Raw genomic sequence first — 14,491 nt, 5'->3', positions numbered from 1 at the left:
GGCCCTGCGTCCGACCGGCAGCCCCCATATTCATGGAAGCCCCATGTTCATGGGAGGTCCGATGGAGCGCTTGCTGGCAATATCAACGGCTGACCCAATGATCTGGACGCCACGACTGCTCTCGACATGACCGAACTCGCCTACAGCGCCGCCGCCGAGCGCAACAAACAAGCCATCCTGACGGTGCTGCGCACCTTCCTGCCCCCCAGGGGCGTTGCGCTGGAAATCGGCTGCGGCACGGGCCAGCACGTAGCCTGGTTCGGCGCCAATCTGCCGCAGTGGACGTGGGAGCCCACGGACCTGAAGGCCGATCTTTTCCCCGACATCATGGTGCGCATCGGCGAGGCCCGCCTGGGCAATGTGCTGCCGCCGCGGCTGCTCAATGTGCTGGGCGAGGCCTGGCGCATCGAGCGCGAGAACCCGGACCTCATCTACTGCGCCAACATGCTGCACATCGCGCCCTGGTCCTGCTGCGCGGGGCTCATGCGCGGCGCCGCCCGTCATCTCGCCGCGGGCGGCCGGCTGGTGACGTACGGGCCCTGCCTGGAAGACGATGTGTCCACCTCGGAGGGCAACCTGAAGTTCGACGCCGCGCTGCGCGACGAGAATCCCGACTGGGGGATACGCCGGCGCGAAGCCGTGGAGCAGGTCGCCCACGCCGCCGGCCTGCAACTGGCCGCGCGCCACGCCATGCCGGCCAACAATCTCATGCTGGTCTGGAAGCGGGCAGACTGACACCTGGAAGGCTTCGGCCTGGGCGCCTGGATCCTGGCAGCGGTGTGCACCGTGGCCTGTTTCCCGATGGGCTCGGTGGTGGTCATCAAGCGCATCCGGCAAAGCCGGAAGCTTGAACGCCTGTCCACGCCGGAGTCCGGAACCGACCCGGCCGCCACGGACAATGCTGCACACTGATCCCGCACGGTTGGGGCAGGCGGTGACCGTCGCGCTGTTGTTATTCGGAAATGCTTCATTTTTGATAGCAAATAAATCATTGCTCTGTGCCAACTCCGTCACGCTGCGGCCGCCTCCGCGCCGTGCCGGGCTTCGATAATTCAGCCATGGATACGGTTCAAAACATCGTCTGGGCCATCATGACGGGCGGGCTCTTGTCGCTCGCCCTGCTGGCTGCGGCCGACGCACTCATGGTGCGCACGTTCGGTGCGATCCGCAACCTGCTCCTGATCAGCATCCTCGGCAGTGCCTGCGTGCTGCTGTCGGGCCTGCCCGAGGTGCTGTTCCCGGACCTGCCCGAACGCCTGGTCATGGCGCTCAAGGCCGGTTTCGGCCTGCTGAGCAGCGCGCTGGGCCTGCGCTTCCTGGGCATCTGGACCGGCGGCGACGAGGAAGACCACGTGGTCTATCGCATCACGGTCTGGGGCTGCTACGGCATGCTGATCGCGTCGCTGGTGATGGCCATCCTGGCCACCCTGGTGCCGCACGATGACTTCCGGGAGCTGCTGGCGCTGACGGCGGCGCTCAACGGGGTGGCCGCGCTGCTGTGCATGGTGATCGCGGTGCGGGCCGCTCTGCTGGGTGACCCGCTGGCGCGCTGGCTGGTGCTGGCCTGCGTGCTGCTGGTGGGCATGATCAGCGGTCTCTACCTGCATGCGCTGAAGATCGAGAGCTGGAGCCTGGGCATGGCGATCGGCACCGCCAGCTGCGCGCTGCTGTTCATGCTGATCGTGATGGTGTTGATGGTCGTGCGCAACCGGCAGCAACGACTGCTGGCCCGGCTGGCCCGGCTGGATTCGGGCTGGGACCCGGCCACCGGCCTGCCCACCGGCGCCAAGCTGCTGAGCGAGGTGGAACACGCCTTCTGGCGCACCGGCCGCCTGCACGGCCAGTGCATCGTGGTCTGCCTCTACCTGAGCAATCTCTACGAACTGGGCGACTCCCTGGGCCGCACCAGCGACAACCAGATCCTGGCTGCCACGGCCGCGCGCATCCGCCGCGCCGCGGGCTTTCGCTGCGTGGTGGGCATGTACCACCCGCGCTGTTTCATCGTGGTGTTTTCCATCGATCGCAAGCGCGCCTTCGACGAGGCCGTCATCACCCGCCTGCAGGGCCTGGTCACCCAGCCGCTGCAGGTGGTGAGCGACAAGGACAAGCGCCAGCAGTTCACCCCACAGGTGGGCGTGGCGGTGCGCACGGTGCAACCCGACCTCGCCGTGCCGCAGGAGGTGATCGACGAGGTGGAGCACGAGGCCATGACCGAGGTGCGCCGCCCGGCGGGCGACGACGACCGGATCGACACGACCTGGTAAGGCTCAGGAATCCTCTGCGAAAAAACGTGAAATAAGTCACAAAATCGGCTCGCCCTGCGCACCATAATCGCTGGATGCCCATTTCCGAAGTCGCCATCTGGTCCGCCATGCTGGGAGGTCTGCTGACCCTCACGGCATTGTCGCTGGCTGATCTGGTCCTCAACCGCAAGGTCGGCTCGCTGCGCAACCTGTTCTTCGTGCTGGTCGTGGGCGCCAGTTGCCTGGTCATGACCGGCCTGCCCGAGGCGCTGTGGCCAGGCCTGCCCATGAAGCTCTTGCGGGTGCTCAAGGGCAGCCTGGGGCCGCTGGCCGGCGCCCTGGCCCTGTATTACCTGGGCATCTGGCTGGGCGGCAGCCGCGAGGACCGCACGGTCGGCCGCATCACGACCTGGGGCGCCGGCGCGCTGTTCCTGGCCGCCGTTGTGCTGGCCCTGCTGGTGGCGCGCTCCGGCCCCGCCGAATTCGAACAGCTGCTGCTGGCCACGGCCATCGTCAACATGGCGGCGGCGGTGATGGGCCTGATCGCCACGCTGCGTGCGGCCGCGCTGGGCGACCCGCTGGCGCGCTGGATGGTGCTGGCCTGCGTGCTGCTGGCCGCCATGGTGACCGGCCTGTACCTGCGCGGTCTGAACGTGCCGGGTTTCGGCCTGGGCACCTGGATCGTGACGGCGGTGCTGACCGTGCTGTATTTCCTGGTCTGCAGCGTGCTGATCTTCGTGCGCAATCGCCAGCAGCGCCAGCTCACGCGCCTGTCGCGCCTGCAGGTCGGCGCCGACCCGGCCACCGGCCTGCCCACCGGCTCCCTGCTGCTGTCGGAGGTGGAACACGCCTTCTGGCGCTCGGGCCGCCTGCACGGCAGTTGCACGGTGGTGTGCCTGCACCTGCGCAATCTCTACGAGCTGGGCCAGGCAGCCGGCCACGGCGTGGAACACCAGATCCTGGCGGCGATGGCCGCGCGCATCCGCCGTGCGGCGGGTTTCCGCTGCGTGGTGGGCCTGTACCACCCGCGCTGTTTCGTGGTGGTGATCTCCACCGATCAGCGGCGCGATTTCGTCAACGAGACGGTGGCGCGGCTGCGTTCCACCGTGGGCCGCCCGCTGCTGGTGATCGGCCGCGACCAGGGTCGCCACGACTACACACCGCAGCTGGGCGTGGGCATCGTCACGCTGGAGCAACCGGCCCAGGCCATCCCGCTGGACGTGCTCAACGAGGCCGAGCGCCAATCCCTGGGCACGGACGGCGGCCCGGTCAGCGTGAGCTCCATGCTGCCGACCCAGCAGGACACCATCGACACCACTTGGTAAGGCGCGACGGCGGCGCGGATAATGCGCTGTCATGAACCTCCTCACCACCCTCTTCCCCCTGGGCTGGCAGCACTACCTGCTGGGCGGCCTGCTGATCGGGCTGGGCACCGCCCTGCTCTTCCTCTTCACCGGCCGCATCGGCGGCATGAGCACGGTGTTCTCCAGCAGCTGGTCCTGGCTGGTGCGCCGCCCCTTTTTCCAGCAAACGCGTTTTGTGGAGACCCGCGGATGGCGTCTGGTCTATGCGGCCGGGCTCATCGTCGGCGCGCTGGCCTGGTGGCTGGGCTGGAGCGATGGCACAGCCCTGGCCACCAGGGTGCCGGCCTGGCAACTGCTGGTGGGCGGCTTCTTCGTGGGTTACGGCGCACGCCTGGGCAATGGCTGCACCTCGGGCCACGGCATCTGCGGCCTGGGTTCGCTGCAGCTGCCCTCATTGGGCGCGGTGCTGACCTTCATGGCCACGGCCTTCCTCACGGCCAATCTGGCGGCGAGGTGGCTGGCATGAGCAAGAACAACTTCAAGAGCGCCCTGGCCACGCTGGCCGCGGGCGCGCTCTTCGGTTTCGGCCTCTCGCTCGCGGGCATGGTCAGACCCGAGGTGGTGCTGAGCTTCCTGCGCTTCGAGGACTGGGGCCTGATGCTGGTGATGGGCGGCGCGGTGCTGGTGACGCTGCTGGCCTACAAGGGCCTGCCGCGCCTGCTGGCCCGTCCCCTGCTGGGCGGCAGCTTCGGCGCCCACCCCAGCGTGTGGAACCGCGACACCGCCCTGGGCGCCGCACTCTTCGGCGTGGGCTGGGGCCTGTGCGGTGTCTGCCCCGGCCCGGCCATCGCGGGCCTGGGCACGGGCAACGGGGACCTGCTGTGGGCCCTGGGCGGCATCGCCCTGGGCGCGCTGGCGCAGGGCCTGCGCGCGCGCAGCTGAGGCCTGCGCCCATCTCCTGGGTGACAGCGGCGCGGGCCGGGTGCAGGCATGCTCGTGTTTCGTTCGGAAGGAAGCCCCATGAACGCCGCCACCGCTGTGCGTTTCTGTGTCAGCCGCGCTGACCTGCATGCCACCTGCCTGCTGCCCGACCCCGATGCACCCACCGCGCGCGCCCTGGCCGAAGGCGAAGTGCGTTTGCGGGTGCACGACTTCGCGCTGACGGCCAACAACATCACCTACGCCGCCTTCGGCGACAAGATGAAGTACTGGCAGTTCTTCCCCAGCGGGGCCGGGGGCTGGGGCTGCATCCCGGTCTGGGGTTTTGCCGAAGTGGTGGAATCGCGCAACCCCGAGGTGGCCACAGGCCAGCGTGTGTATGGTTACCTGCCCATGGGCCACTACCTGGTGGTGCAGGCCGCGCGCGTGAACCCGCGCGGCTTCATGGACGCCTCGGAGCACCGGCGCGAACTGGCCGCGGCCTACAACCAGTTGATCTTCTGCGCCACAGACCCGGCCTACGACCCCGCGCTCGAAGGCCCGCAGGCCGTGCTGCGGCCGCTGTTCACGACCTCTTTCCTGATCGACGACTTCCTGGCCGAGCACAAATTCTTCGGCGCGCACCAGCTGCTGCTGTCCAGCGCATCGAGCAAAACCGCCTACGGGACGGCCTTCTGCCTTGCGCGCCGCTCCGGCGGCCCCATGGTCCGCGGACTGACCTCGGCGGGCAACCTGGACTTCACGCGCGGACTGGGCTGTTATGGCGAGGTGATGCGCTACGACCATGTGCAGACCCTGGACCCGGACACGCCCACGGTCTACATCGACTTCGCGGGCAACGCCGGCTTGCGCCGCACGGTCCACGCGCATTTCGGCACGGCCCTGGCCTACAGCTGTTCGGTGGGCGGCAGCCACTGGGAAGCCCTGGGTGGCGCCAGCGGCCTGCCCGGGCCGCGGCCCGAACTGTTCTTTGCCCCGGCCCAGGGCAAGAAGCGCAGCGCGCCTCCCCCCGAGGGCTGGGGGCCGGCAGGCTTGGAAGAGCGCCTGGGCCTGGCGTGGTTGGCTTTCATGCAGAAGGTGAACGCGCCCGAGCGCCCCTGGCTGGTGATCCGCGCAGACCGCGGCGCCGAGGCCGTGAGCGCGGCCTACCAGCAGGTGCTGGCCGGGCGCAGCGATGCGCGCGAAGGACTGATGCTGGCGCTCTAGGGGCTCTCTGCCTCACTCGCGTCGCACGCGCGACGCGAGTGAGGCAGAGAGCCCGCTAGTAGACTGAATCTGTGAGATCGCCGGCAAGCGGCTGACCAGCACTGCGGCAGGCAAGGCGCAAAGCACAGACGGGCCCGTAGGCCCGGCGAGCATTTGCAACGCCGCATGGCACAGCGAGGGGCAGACGAGTGCCAGTGAATCTCACGGATTCAGTCTACTAGGGTTTAACCGTGGCCGGCAGTTCGGCCTTGGTCAGCAGCTTGCGGTATTCCAGCAGTTTCACCCTGAGCCGGCGGTGGTTGACCGGGCCGGTGCGCAGCAGCATCTTCTGCCCGGCGGCCAGCGACTGGAACTTGTCGTCGGCGAACTCGTAGCGGGTCCAGGGACGTTCGGAGGCGATGGGGCCTTTCACGTCCACCAGGGCGACGGCCAGCGGGTCCTCGATCACCGGCGTGGCGAGCAGCTGGTCGATGACGGCGATCAGGCGGTCGTTGAAATAGGCCTTGGGAAACCCGAGCTCCACATAGGCCTCCTGGAACAGCGGATAGAGCCTGGCGTAGAGCTGCACGGCCTTCTTCGCATCCACGGATTCGATGAACTGCACCAGGGACACGTAGCGCTGCCCGTTGTCGGGGTTGATGATGTCGATCTCGCCCCGCTTGAGCGTGGCGAAGCGCCCGGCGGTGGGGGGCACGGGCCACATGCTGGGCGCGGCATGTTCGCGACCCAGGTTGTCCACGGTGGCGACCACCCGGCGCACGAAGCTCTCCAGCAGCAGGAAAGTCAGCACGTTCTTGCGGCCCACCAGGCTGTTGAGCTCCTGCTGCACGCGCGCGTCGGACTGGCCCAGGGCGGGCAGGGGTTTGGGCGCGGCCGGCTCGGCGGCTTCGATGGCCTGCACCGGATGGCGGATGACCGGCGGCGGATCGTTGGAGGGCACGGGCGTGGCCGTGACGGCCGGGCCGCTGACGGGCTGGCTCACGGGTTCGGGCTTGGGCGGCGCAGGCTGGGGCCAGAGCAACCAGGCGGCAAGGCCCAGCAGCGCGGCGGTGACGAGGACGACCAGGGCGATTCTGCTTTTGTTCATGGACGCACACCAAGGCAGGGTTGCGGGAAGGCCATGCTAGCACCGCCCCTGGACGGCACCAAATCAGGCGCGTCACCATTTGTAATCACAGCGCTTTTCTGGCTTACCATGCGGGACTGGTGCCGTTCCGGGACCGCAACCCATGGAGGACTTATGGCCAAAGGTGAACAACGCAGCAACAAGATGGCAAAGAAACCGAAGAAAGACACTTCGCCGCCCAAGACATCGACCTCCGACCGTCCGATGCCGCCGGTCACGGCCGTCATTCCGCGCGGCAAGGAAAAGAACAAATAAGACCGTCCAGCCGGTGCCCGCCAGCGCAGCGGGTCCGGGCCTGTACGCCCCGACGACAGCGCGAGGGCAATCCCAACTGGAGACTTCATGAGCCAAGCCTGCAAGATCCTGATCCTCGGCGCGTCCTATGGCTCGCTGCTGGGCATCAAGCTGGTGATGGCCGGCCACCGGGTCACCCTGGTGTGCCTGCCCAACGAGGTGGATCTGATCAACCGCGAAGGCATACGGGTGCGCCTGCCGCTCAAGGGGCGTGAAGGCCTGGTGGAGCTCGACTCGCGTCATTACCCCGGGTTGCTCAGGGCCGCCGGCCCGGCCGATGTGAAACCGGCCGACTACGACCTGGTGGGCCTGGCCATGCAGGAGCCGCAGTACCGCAGCCCCGGTGTGCGTGAGCTGCTGGACGCGGTGGCCAGGAGCCGCGTGCCCTGCATGTCCATCATGAACATGCCGCCCCTGCCCTATCTGGCGCGCCTGCCCGGGGTGGCCACCGAAGCCTGCCGTGGCGCCTACACCGACCCCACCGTGTGGGACAGCTTCGGCCCGGCCAGCATGACACTGTGCAGTCCCGACCCGCAGGCCTTCCGCCCGCCGGAGGAAGCCGTCAATGTGCTGCAGGTGCGCCTGCCCACCAACTTCAAGGCTGCGCGTTTTGTCTCGGACACGCACACGGCGCTGTTGCGCAGCCTGCAGGCCGACATCGAGGCCATCCGTCATGAGGTGGATGGGCAGAAAGTGGAACTGCCTGTGAAACTCAAGGTGCACGACTCGGTCTTCGTGCCCCTGGCCAAGTGGAGCATGCTGCTGGCCGGCAATTACCGCTGCGTCACGCCGCAGGGGGTGCGCCCCATCAAGGAGGCGGTGCACAGCGACCTGGCGACCTCGCGCGCGGTCTATGACTGGGTCGGCGAGCTGTGCAAGTCGCTGGGCGCCAAAGAGGAGGACCTGGTGCCTTTCGAGAAATACGCTGCGGCCGCGCAGGGGCTGGCCAGCCCCTCCTCGGCGGCGCGTGCGCTGTACGCCGGCGCGCCCCACATCGAACGCGTGGACCGTCTGGTGCAGGCCGTCGCGGCGCAGAAGGGCCTGCGACACCCCGCCGTGGACGAGGTGGTGACGCTGGTGGACGCGCAGCTGGAACGTAACCGCGCGGCAAAGAAGTAAGCTCCGCCCTGCCGGTTCTCGGCAGGGCAGATGGCCGCCAGCCCGTCGGCGGCAGGCGGAGGTCCCCCGAACGGGGCGCCCGAAGACGGGCCGCGCGGTGGCCGGAGCGGCCCGTCTCAAGGCTGGTAATAGGCCTGCACCGTCTCCCAGGCCACGGTCTGCAGGTGGTGCGCCACTTCGGGTGGCAGACCGGCGTTGTAGGCCAGGCCTACGGGTGACTTCTTGAACAGCGATGCGTACACGGTGCAGGCCGCCAGGTAGGTGCCGGCCAGGCTGGGGTGGCGCTTGTCAGCGACGTAGAGGTTGAGATCGGGCTTTTGCGCGATGGAACGCGCGAAGGCCAGGCCGGCGGGGATCACGAAGACGTCGTTCTCGTTGCCGGCCTGCGTGTAGGCCTCGGCCAATTGCGCGGTCATCTCGGGCGCGTCCTGGTAGGCCCAGGACATGAAAAACACGGGCTTGGCGCCGTGCTTGCGCACGGTGTCGCTGTGCTTCTTGGCGTAGTCCTTGAAGACGGTCTTGAGCTGCGGGTGCAGCGGGCACTGGCTGCAGTCCATCATGATGGCCACGTCGAACAGCTTGTCCAGCTTGTTGAAGCTGACCACGTTGTTGGCGCCGAAGGAGTAGGCGCCGATGGCGTTGGGACGGAAGTAGGCGTCGACGTCGTGCCAGTCGAAGCCCGAACCGCTGATGGTGACCGAGCTGGCGCGGTGGCGGAAACCCGGCATGCCCTGCGAGATGAGCCGGCCCACATGGCCGTGCAGGCTGTTGTTGTAATAGAAAAAGCTGTTGCCGATGTAGATGGCCGAAGCCGGATTGGCAATGCCGGCGTCGAGCAGGCGCGGCTTGGTCTGTGCGCTGGCCGTCAGGGTGGCCAGGGACAGAAAGACCACCCCCAGGAAAACCCGTAGCCGGGCGGCATGCATGCGTGTCATGAATTGCTCCTCTTTGTTGTGGAATGCGTGCAGGCAAACTCTACCAGGGCCTGATTTTCTTTACAAAGGCAAACGGCCCCAAACGCCGGCGCCGGTCGGCCGCTCGCCCACCCGCCGCGTTAGAGGAGGCATCGTCAGGAGCATGACCATGAAACATCTGTACGTACTGGCCGCCACCCTGCTGTACACCGGTCTGTGTGCGGCCCAGGAAGAGGGGCTGGTGATCTCCTCCACCCCCGTGGTGCAGAAAGTGGCTGTGCCGCGCCAGGTCTGCACGACTGAACAGGTGGCGGTGCAGCCGCCCAAGCGCGGCGCGGGGGCGGCCATCGGCGCGGTCGCCGGCGGCATCGTCGGCAACGCGGCCGGCCAGGGATCGGGTGCGGCCACGGTGCTGGGCGCCATCAGCGGCGCGGTGATCGGCGACCGCATCGAGGACAACCCGCCTGCCGAACTGCACGAGGTGCAGCGCTGCAGCACGCAGACCTTCTACGAGAACCGCACCGTGGCCTACGATGTGGAGTACGAATACGCCGACAAGCGCTACAAGGTGCGGCTGCCCTACGACCCGGGCCAGACCATCGCGTTGCGGGTGGCGCCCGAGGATCTGGGCGAACCGGGTGCGCCGCCGCCCCGGCCCATCGTGACGGCGCCGGTCTACGCGCCACCCGTGGTGGTGATGTCGCCCCCGGTCTACTACGTGCGGCCCTATCCCTATCCCTACCCCTATTACTACTACCCGCCCGCCGGTGTGCAGTTGCGCTTCGGCTATGGCGGTGGCTACCGGTACCACGACCACGGCCATGGTGGCGGCCACAACCCCGGCAACATCGGCCGGCGTTGATCTTCCTGGCAGGACACTGGACGCACATGCCCTTGCCACCCGCTCGTGCATGGATCCGCCCCGCCCTGATCGGCGGCCTGATCCTCTCTGCGGCCATGGCCCTCACGCCCGCGCTGGCCGGCGACTGGTCGGTCGATGCGCCGCTGGACGAAGCCGGCGCGCGTGCCCTGCTCGAGCGCCTGGGCTACGGCGCCACCCCGTCCAGCCTGCGCCAGACCACGGGGATGACAGCACGCCGTTACCTGCAACGCGCCCTCCAGGACGTGTCGGTGCTGCCGCGGGAAGTGAGCGAGCGCATCGCACGCATGCCCGTGCAACAGGCCCTGGAACCCCTGTGGCAGCGCCTGGGTCCGGGCGGCAGCGAACGCAAGGGCATGGACGAAGCACCGAAGGAAGAGGTGCAGCGCGAGATGAACCGGTACGCCGCGGCCACGGTGCAGGCCCGCCTGCTGACCATGGCCAACAGCGACAACCCGGGGCGCGAGGTCTTGCTCTCGTTCTGGCTCAACCACTTCTCCATCTACGCGCCCAAGGGCCCGGTCAAGCTGTTGGCCTGGGACTACGTCGCCGCCCTGGACCGCGCGCTGCGTGAGGATTCCTTTGAAGCGCTGCTGCGCGCCAGCTTTCTGCACCCGGCCATGCAGGTCTACCTGGACAACGCGCAATCCACGGCGCCCGATTCCCGCGCGGCCACCTCGGCGACGGGGCGCGGACGGCAACGGGGCATCAACGAAAACCTGGCGCGTGAGCTGCTGGAGCTGCACACCCTGGGCGTGGACGCGGGCTACACCCAGTCCGACGTGCAGGCCCTGGCCCGCATCATCACCGGCGCCGGCGTGTACACGGCCGGCATGCAGGAGCGCAATCTGGAGCGCGCGGGCGCCGTGCGCAAGGGCCTGTTCCTGTTCGATCCGCGCCGCCACGACTTCGGCGAGAAGACCTTCCTCGGCGAGCATTTCCCCGGTGGCACGGCGGGGCTGACCGAGATCGATCGTGCGCTGCAGCTGATGGCGCGCCACCCGGCCACCGCGCGGCGCATCAGCGCCAAGCTGGCCCGGCGTTTCCTGGCCGACGAGCCGCCGGCGGCCGTGGTCGAGGCCATGAGCGCGGCCTGGCTGCGCAGCGGCGGCCGCATCTCGGCCACGCTGCTGGCCCTGCTGGAGTCCCCGGCTTTCGGCGCCTCGCTGGCGCAGCCTGCCAAGTTCAAGGAACCGCTGGACTACCTGCTCTCGGCGGCCCATGCCGTGTGCGGCGACCGGCCGCTGAACAACCCGCTGCTGCTGGCCGCCAGCGCGATGGACATGGGCCAGGCGCCGCTGATGCACACCACACCCGACGGCTACGGCACGCAGGAATCGGACTGGCTCTCGCCGGCGGCCATGGCCAAGCGCACGCGCCTGGCCATCGGCGCTGCGGCGGGTCGCATGCCGCTGGCCGATGGCGCCCAAGGCGACGAATTCCAGGCGCGGCCCGATCGCCCGCAGGACCTGCTCAAGGGCACGGCCTGCAGCACCGACGGGCAGGCGCTGACACAACTGCTCGGTCCGCCTTCCGAAACACTGCGCCAGCAGGGCGCCGCCCTGGGCGCGACGGAGCGCGTGGCGCTGCGCCTGGCCTCCCCCGCCTTCATGCGCCGCTAGAAAGAGGACGTGCCCATGTCACTGCAACGTCGCCGCCTGCTGCAAGCGCTGCCCGCCACCCTCGCCCTGCCCCTGCGCGCCTGGGCCGCCGAAGGCCGCACCGTTGCGCCCGGACGCTTCCTGCTGATCTTCCTGCGCGGTGGCTTCGACGGGCTGTTTGCCTTCGCCCCGCAGGAAACGCGGCTGGCCGAACTGCGCCCCACGCTGTCGCGCGCGCTGCTGGCCGAGGGCAAAGCCCTGGGCCAGACGGGTTTTACCGCGCACCCGGGGGCCGCGGACCTGGCCGCGCTGTACGCCGCGGGTGAACTCAGCTTCGCGCCCTGCGCCGGCACGCTGGACACCAGCCGCAGCCATTTCCAGGCGCAGGATCTGTTCGAGATCGGTTCGGGCGCCATCCACGGGCGCACCGGCTTCATGGCTCGGGCGGCCGCGCAGCTCGGCGCCGGCAGCGGCGCGATCAGCTTCACGCGCGAGATCCCGCTGGCCTTTCGCGGCGGAGAGATCCCACCGGCCGTGGCCCCGCTTTCGGGCAGCGGCTTGAACCTGCCGCAGGGGCGCCTGCTCGATGCCATCCGCGCCTCGCACCGGGGACAGGCCACCGGCGAGGCGATGGAGCAGGCCCTGGCCACGCAGGCCGAGATCGAAATGGCCACGGGCATGGAGCCGCGCGCCTCACGCGGCGCGCCCGGCGGCAACGGACTGTCATCGATGATGAAGACCATGGGGCAGATCCTGCGCGGCAACCGGCGCATGAGCCTGGCTTTCATGGACATCGGTGGCGTGGACACGCATGCCAACGAGGAAGCGGCGCTGACACGCCTGCTGCCGGCGCTGGGCGAAGGCCTGCTCACGCTCAGGAGCACCCTGGGCGCCGAGGAGTGGCAACGCACGCGGGTGGCCGTGCTCAGCGAATTCGGCCGCACCGTCCGTGAGAACGGCACGCGCGGCACCGACCACGGCCACGGTGGCCTGTGCCTGCTGGCCGGTGGCGCACTGACGGGCGCCGGTTTGCTCGGCGGCTTCGACGGACTGGCCGACGGTGCACTGAACGAGAACCGCGACCTGCCGGTGCGGGCCGACTGGCGCGACCTGCTGGCCAGCGCCATGCGCGAACCCTGCGGGCTGGATGCAGCCGCACTGGATGCCGTCTTTCCGGGCCGGCCGCGCCAGAGCTACCGGGTCTGAGGCCCGGTGTGTGCCGCCCGCGCCTCAGGCGGGCGCGCCGGCGGGATGGATCACCTTGGTATAGGGATGGGGCTCCCCCTCGACCCACCAGTTGGCCCAGTAACGACCGGCGCCATCGGGCGCATCCGGCTGCAGGGTAAGAAAGTTGCGGCGGGCCATCACGCAGTGGCTGGTGGCGGGGAACTCCAGCATGCGGGTGCTGATGCCACGGTCGATCTGCTCCACATGCCGCGCCACGTGCTCCAGCACAAAGACCTCCATCGCCGACGAGGGCGGGTGCACGATGGCGCTGCTGGTGAGCTGGTTGATGATGCGCGCGTTGCCCTCACCGCCGTCTTCGCGCGCGGATTCGATGACACCCAGCGCCGCGACGTGCACGTCGCCCGAGAGGAGGGTGACACGCACACCCCGGGCGCTGAGCTGCAGCAGCCGGTGGATGAGGCGCAGGCGCTCGGCCCTGTGCGGCGGGCTGTCCCAGTGGTCGCGCAGGTCGTCCTCCATCTCCTGCTGGCCGGGCAAGGCGCCCAGCAGCTTCTCGATCAGCTCCAGGCCCGGGTGCACCACGGGCACGCTGCTCATGACAAAGAGGTGCCTGAGACCGCCGGCAGCCTCCTGCTCGGCCAGCCACTGGTAGACCGCGGCCCAGCTCCGGGGGCTGAGCACCTGCTCGGCCTGCAGCAATTCAACGCCATCCTGCGTGCGTGTGGCGCGCGGGCAGCGCTCGCTGCGCATGTCCAGCACCAGCAGGCCCAGCGCGCCGATGCGGCAGGCACTGTTGTGCTGGTCCTGGCCCGGCAGGGTGGCCGGCGGCAGCGCGCCGATGGCCTGGCGCTGGAACAGCGCAAAGGCGGCGCGCGCCACCTCGAAGATGCCCTGGTAGACGGCGCACTGGTGCTGCTCGACCGGGTAGGAGCCCCAGCCGTCCATGATGTCGTGGTCGTCCCACATCATCACCGTGGGCAGGCTGGCCAGGGCGGCGGCCACCTCGGGCTGGGACCAGCGTTCCAGATAGAGCTTGCCGAAGAATTCCTCCACCTTGCGGCGCAGACCGGCCGTGAACGCGGCCTTGAGGCGTTTGTCCCAGGGCAGCGCGCTCCAGGCCTTGAGCTCGGGCACCATGACCCACATGGCGTCGCTGTAAACCTGGTCACCGCCCAGCAGCAGCAGGTGCAGGGGCCCGTGTGTCTGGCCCTCCACGCGCTCCTGTCCCCTGTGCAGGCGAGCCAGGCGCGCCCACTGGGCATAGGGCGCCTTGACCGATTTCATGGCACGCGGATCGGAAAAACCGTTGCACGAGGCGTAGCCCAGGGCCGGCAGGGTATCGCGTGCGGGCACGCAGAAGGCGTGGACCTCACCCCCGATGCTGTAGCCCACGTCCTGCGCGGCCGCACCCTGCGCCACGGCGAATTCGAAACGCCAGGCCGTGCAGGCCTGGCCGGGCACCGGGGCCTGCGTGACCTGCACCGGGCGGCCGCCGGCCGTGAGCACGGGCGCCGCGTCGGCGCTGTCCTGCACCCAGAGCGCGCTGACGCGCCACTGGCCCTGTGCGCAGTCGAGAAATTGCAGGACGGGACCGAGTCGTTTCATAGCGCCTCCCTGGTTCGAGATCGCGCGACTTTAGCCGCTCGGGCCTGCGCCGTCATCCCCTGAACGTGGGAG

At 69.0% G+C, this 14,491-nt stretch carries 14 protein-coding genes; 11 read left to right on the top strand and 3 right to left on the bottom strand.

All coding sequences use genetic code 11. From position 1 onward, the window contains the following. Positions 1-126 precede the first annotated feature (126 nt). From ACYVH8_RS12100 to ACYVH8_RS12075, 6 genes are all read left to right on the top strand, one after another. The gene (locus ACYVH8_RS12100; RefSeq protein WP_460489062.1) at positions 127-735 is read left to right on the top strand and encodes a DUF938 domain-containing protein; all 609 of its coding nucleotides are present in this window, start codon (positions 127-129) and stop codon (positions 733-735) included. A gap of 323 nt (positions 736-1,058) precedes the next feature. Then, on the top strand, positions 1,059-2,264 hold the full coding sequence (locus tag ACYVH8_RS12095; RefSeq protein ID WP_460489061.1) for a diguanylate cyclase domain-containing protein: 1,206 nt from the start codon (positions 1,059-1,061) through the stop codon (positions 2,262-2,264). A 74-nt stretch (positions 2,265-2,338) separates the two neighbouring features. Further along, on the top strand, positions 2,339-3,568 hold the full coding sequence (locus ACYVH8_RS12090) for a diguanylate cyclase domain-containing protein (RefSeq protein WP_460489060.1): 1,230 nt from the start codon (positions 2,339-2,341) through the stop codon (positions 3,566-3,568). A gap of 31 nt (positions 3,569-3,599) precedes the next feature. Beyond that, a complete protein-coding gene (locus ACYVH8_RS12085; protein WP_460489059.1) occupies positions 3,600-4,073 on the top strand; it encodes a YeeE/YedE family protein in 474 nt (157 codons plus the stop codon). Beyond that, on the top strand, positions 4,070-4,489 hold the full coding sequence (locus ACYVH8_RS12080) for a DUF6691 family protein (RefSeq protein WP_460489058.1): 420 nt from the start codon (positions 4,070-4,072) through the stop codon (positions 4,487-4,489). The genes ACYVH8_RS12085 and ACYVH8_RS12080 overlap by 4 nt, the downstream gene beginning before the upstream one ends. A gap of 78 nt (positions 4,490-4,567) precedes the next feature. Then, entirely contained in the window at positions 4,568-5,692 is a 1,125-nt protein-coding gene (locus tag ACYVH8_RS12075) for a DUF2855 family protein (RefSeq protein WP_460489057.1), read from the top strand. Between the two features lie 217 nt (positions 5,693-5,909). Here ACYVH8_RS12075 and ACYVH8_RS12070 read toward each other — a convergent pair whose 3' ends face one another. Continuing rightward, a complete protein-coding gene (locus ACYVH8_RS12070) occupies positions 5,910-6,779 on the bottom strand; it encodes a DUF3014 domain-containing protein (RefSeq protein ID WP_460489056.1) in 870 nt (289 codons plus the stop codon). Between the two features lie 153 nt (positions 6,780-6,932). Here ACYVH8_RS12070 and ACYVH8_RS12065 point away from each other — a divergent pair, with 153 nt between their 5' ends. Both ACYVH8_RS12065 and ACYVH8_RS12060 read left to right on the top strand, forming a co-directional pair. Beyond that, on the top strand, positions 6,933-7,073 hold the full coding sequence (locus ACYVH8_RS12065; protein WP_460489055.1) for a hypothetical protein: 141 nt from the start codon (positions 6,933-6,935) through the stop codon (positions 7,071-7,073). Positions 7,074-7,160: 87 nt separating this feature from the next. Further along, positions 7,161-8,231 (top strand): ketopantoate reductase family protein, encoded by a 1,071-nt coding sequence (locus ACYVH8_RS12060; RefSeq protein ID WP_460489054.1) that lies wholly within the window; start codon positions 7,161-7,163, stop codon positions 8,229-8,231. A gap of 116 nt (positions 8,232-8,347) precedes the next feature. On the opposite strand, the gene ACYVH8_RS12055 is transcribed toward ACYVH8_RS12060, so the two are convergent. Next, a complete protein-coding gene (locus tag ACYVH8_RS12055; RefSeq protein WP_460489053.1) occupies positions 8,348-9,166 on the bottom strand; it encodes a DUF4886 domain-containing protein in 819 nt (272 codons plus the stop codon). Positions 9,167-9,314: 148 nt separating this feature from the next. On the opposite strand from ACYVH8_RS12055, the gene ACYVH8_RS12050 reads away from it, so the two are divergent. From ACYVH8_RS12050 to ACYVH8_RS12040, 3 genes are read left to right on the top strand one after another with little or no spacing between them, the layout of a single operon-like run. Further along, the gene (locus tag ACYVH8_RS12050; RefSeq protein ID WP_460489052.1) at positions 9,315-10,007 is read left to right on the top strand and encodes a glycine zipper 2TM domain-containing protein; all 693 of its coding nucleotides are present in this window, start codon (positions 9,315-9,317) and stop codon (positions 10,005-10,007) included. Between the two features lie 26 nt (positions 10,008-10,033). Then, a complete protein-coding gene (locus tag ACYVH8_RS12045; protein WP_460489051.1) occupies positions 10,034-11,647 on the top strand; it encodes a DUF1800 domain-containing protein in 1,614 nt (537 codons plus the stop codon). A gap of 15 nt (positions 11,648-11,662) precedes the next feature. Beyond that, positions 11,663-12,832: a DUF1501 domain-containing protein gene (locus ACYVH8_RS12040; RefSeq protein WP_460489050.1), complete on the top strand. Its 1,170-nt coding sequence runs from the start codon at positions 11,663-11,665 to the stop codon at positions 12,830-12,832. A 24-nt stretch (positions 12,833-12,856) separates the two neighbouring features. Here the strand turns inward: ACYVH8_RS12040 and ACYVH8_RS12035 are convergent, their stop codons facing one another. Then, the gene (locus ACYVH8_RS12035; RefSeq protein WP_460489049.1) at positions 12,857-14,419 is read right to left on the bottom strand and encodes an alkaline phosphatase D family protein; all 1,563 of its coding nucleotides are present in this window, start codon (positions 14,417-14,419) and stop codon (positions 12,857-12,859) included. Positions 14,420-14,491: the final 72 nt, after the last annotated feature.

The sequence above is a fragment of the Curvibacter fontanus genome (genome assembly GCF_054780335.1).
The sequence above is the reverse complement of the archived record's forward strand: the minus strand, read 5'-3'. Positions and strand labels throughout refer to the sequence as shown.

Coding starts and splice junctions, on each gene's coding strand:
- ACYVH8_RS12100 (WP_460489062.1), top strand. CDS start 127: ATGACCGAACTCGCCTACAGCGCCGCCGCCGAGCGCAACAAACAAGCC.
- ACYVH8_RS12095 (WP_460489061.1), top strand. CDS start 1,059: ATGGATACGGTTCAAAACATCGTCTGGGCCATCATGACGGGCGGGCTC.
- ACYVH8_RS12090 (WP_460489060.1), top strand. CDS start 2,339: ATGCCCATTTCCGAAGTCGCCATCTGGTCCGCCATGCTGGGAGGTCTG.
- ACYVH8_RS12085 (WP_460489059.1), top strand. CDS start 3,600: ATGAACCTCCTCACCACCCTCTTCCCCCTGGGCTGGCAGCACTACCTG.
- ACYVH8_RS12080 (WP_460489058.1), top strand. CDS start 4,070: ATGAGCAAGAACAACTTCAAGAGCGCCCTGGCCACGCTGGCCGCGGGC.
- ACYVH8_RS12075 (WP_460489057.1), top strand. CDS start 4,568: ATGAACGCCGCCACCGCTGTGCGTTTCTGTGTCAGCCGCGCTGACCTG.
- ACYVH8_RS12070 (WP_460489056.1), bottom strand. CDS start 6,779: ATGAACAAAAGCAGAATCGCCCTGGTCGTCCTCGTCACCGCCGCGCTG.
- ACYVH8_RS12065 (WP_460489055.1), top strand. CDS start 6,933: ATGGCCAAAGGTGAACAACGCAGCAACAAGATGGCAAAGAAACCGAAG.
- ACYVH8_RS12060 (WP_460489054.1), top strand. CDS start 7,161: ATGAGCCAAGCCTGCAAGATCCTGATCCTCGGCGCGTCCTATGGCTCG.
- ACYVH8_RS12055 (WP_460489053.1), bottom strand. CDS start 9,166: ATGACACGCATGCATGCCGCCCGGCTACGGGTTTTCCTGGGGGTGGTC.
- ACYVH8_RS12050 (WP_460489052.1), top strand. CDS start 9,315: ATGAAACATCTGTACGTACTGGCCGCCACCCTGCTGTACACCGGTCTG.
- ACYVH8_RS12045 (WP_460489051.1), top strand. CDS start 10,034: ATGCCCTTGCCACCCGCTCGTGCATGGATCCGCCCCGCCCTGATCGGC.
- ACYVH8_RS12040 (WP_460489050.1), top strand. CDS start 11,663: ATGTCACTGCAACGTCGCCGCCTGCTGCAAGCGCTGCCCGCCACCCTC.
- ACYVH8_RS12035 (WP_460489049.1), bottom strand. CDS start 14,419: ATGAAACGACTCGGTCCCGTCCTGCAATTTCTCGACTGCGCACAGGGC.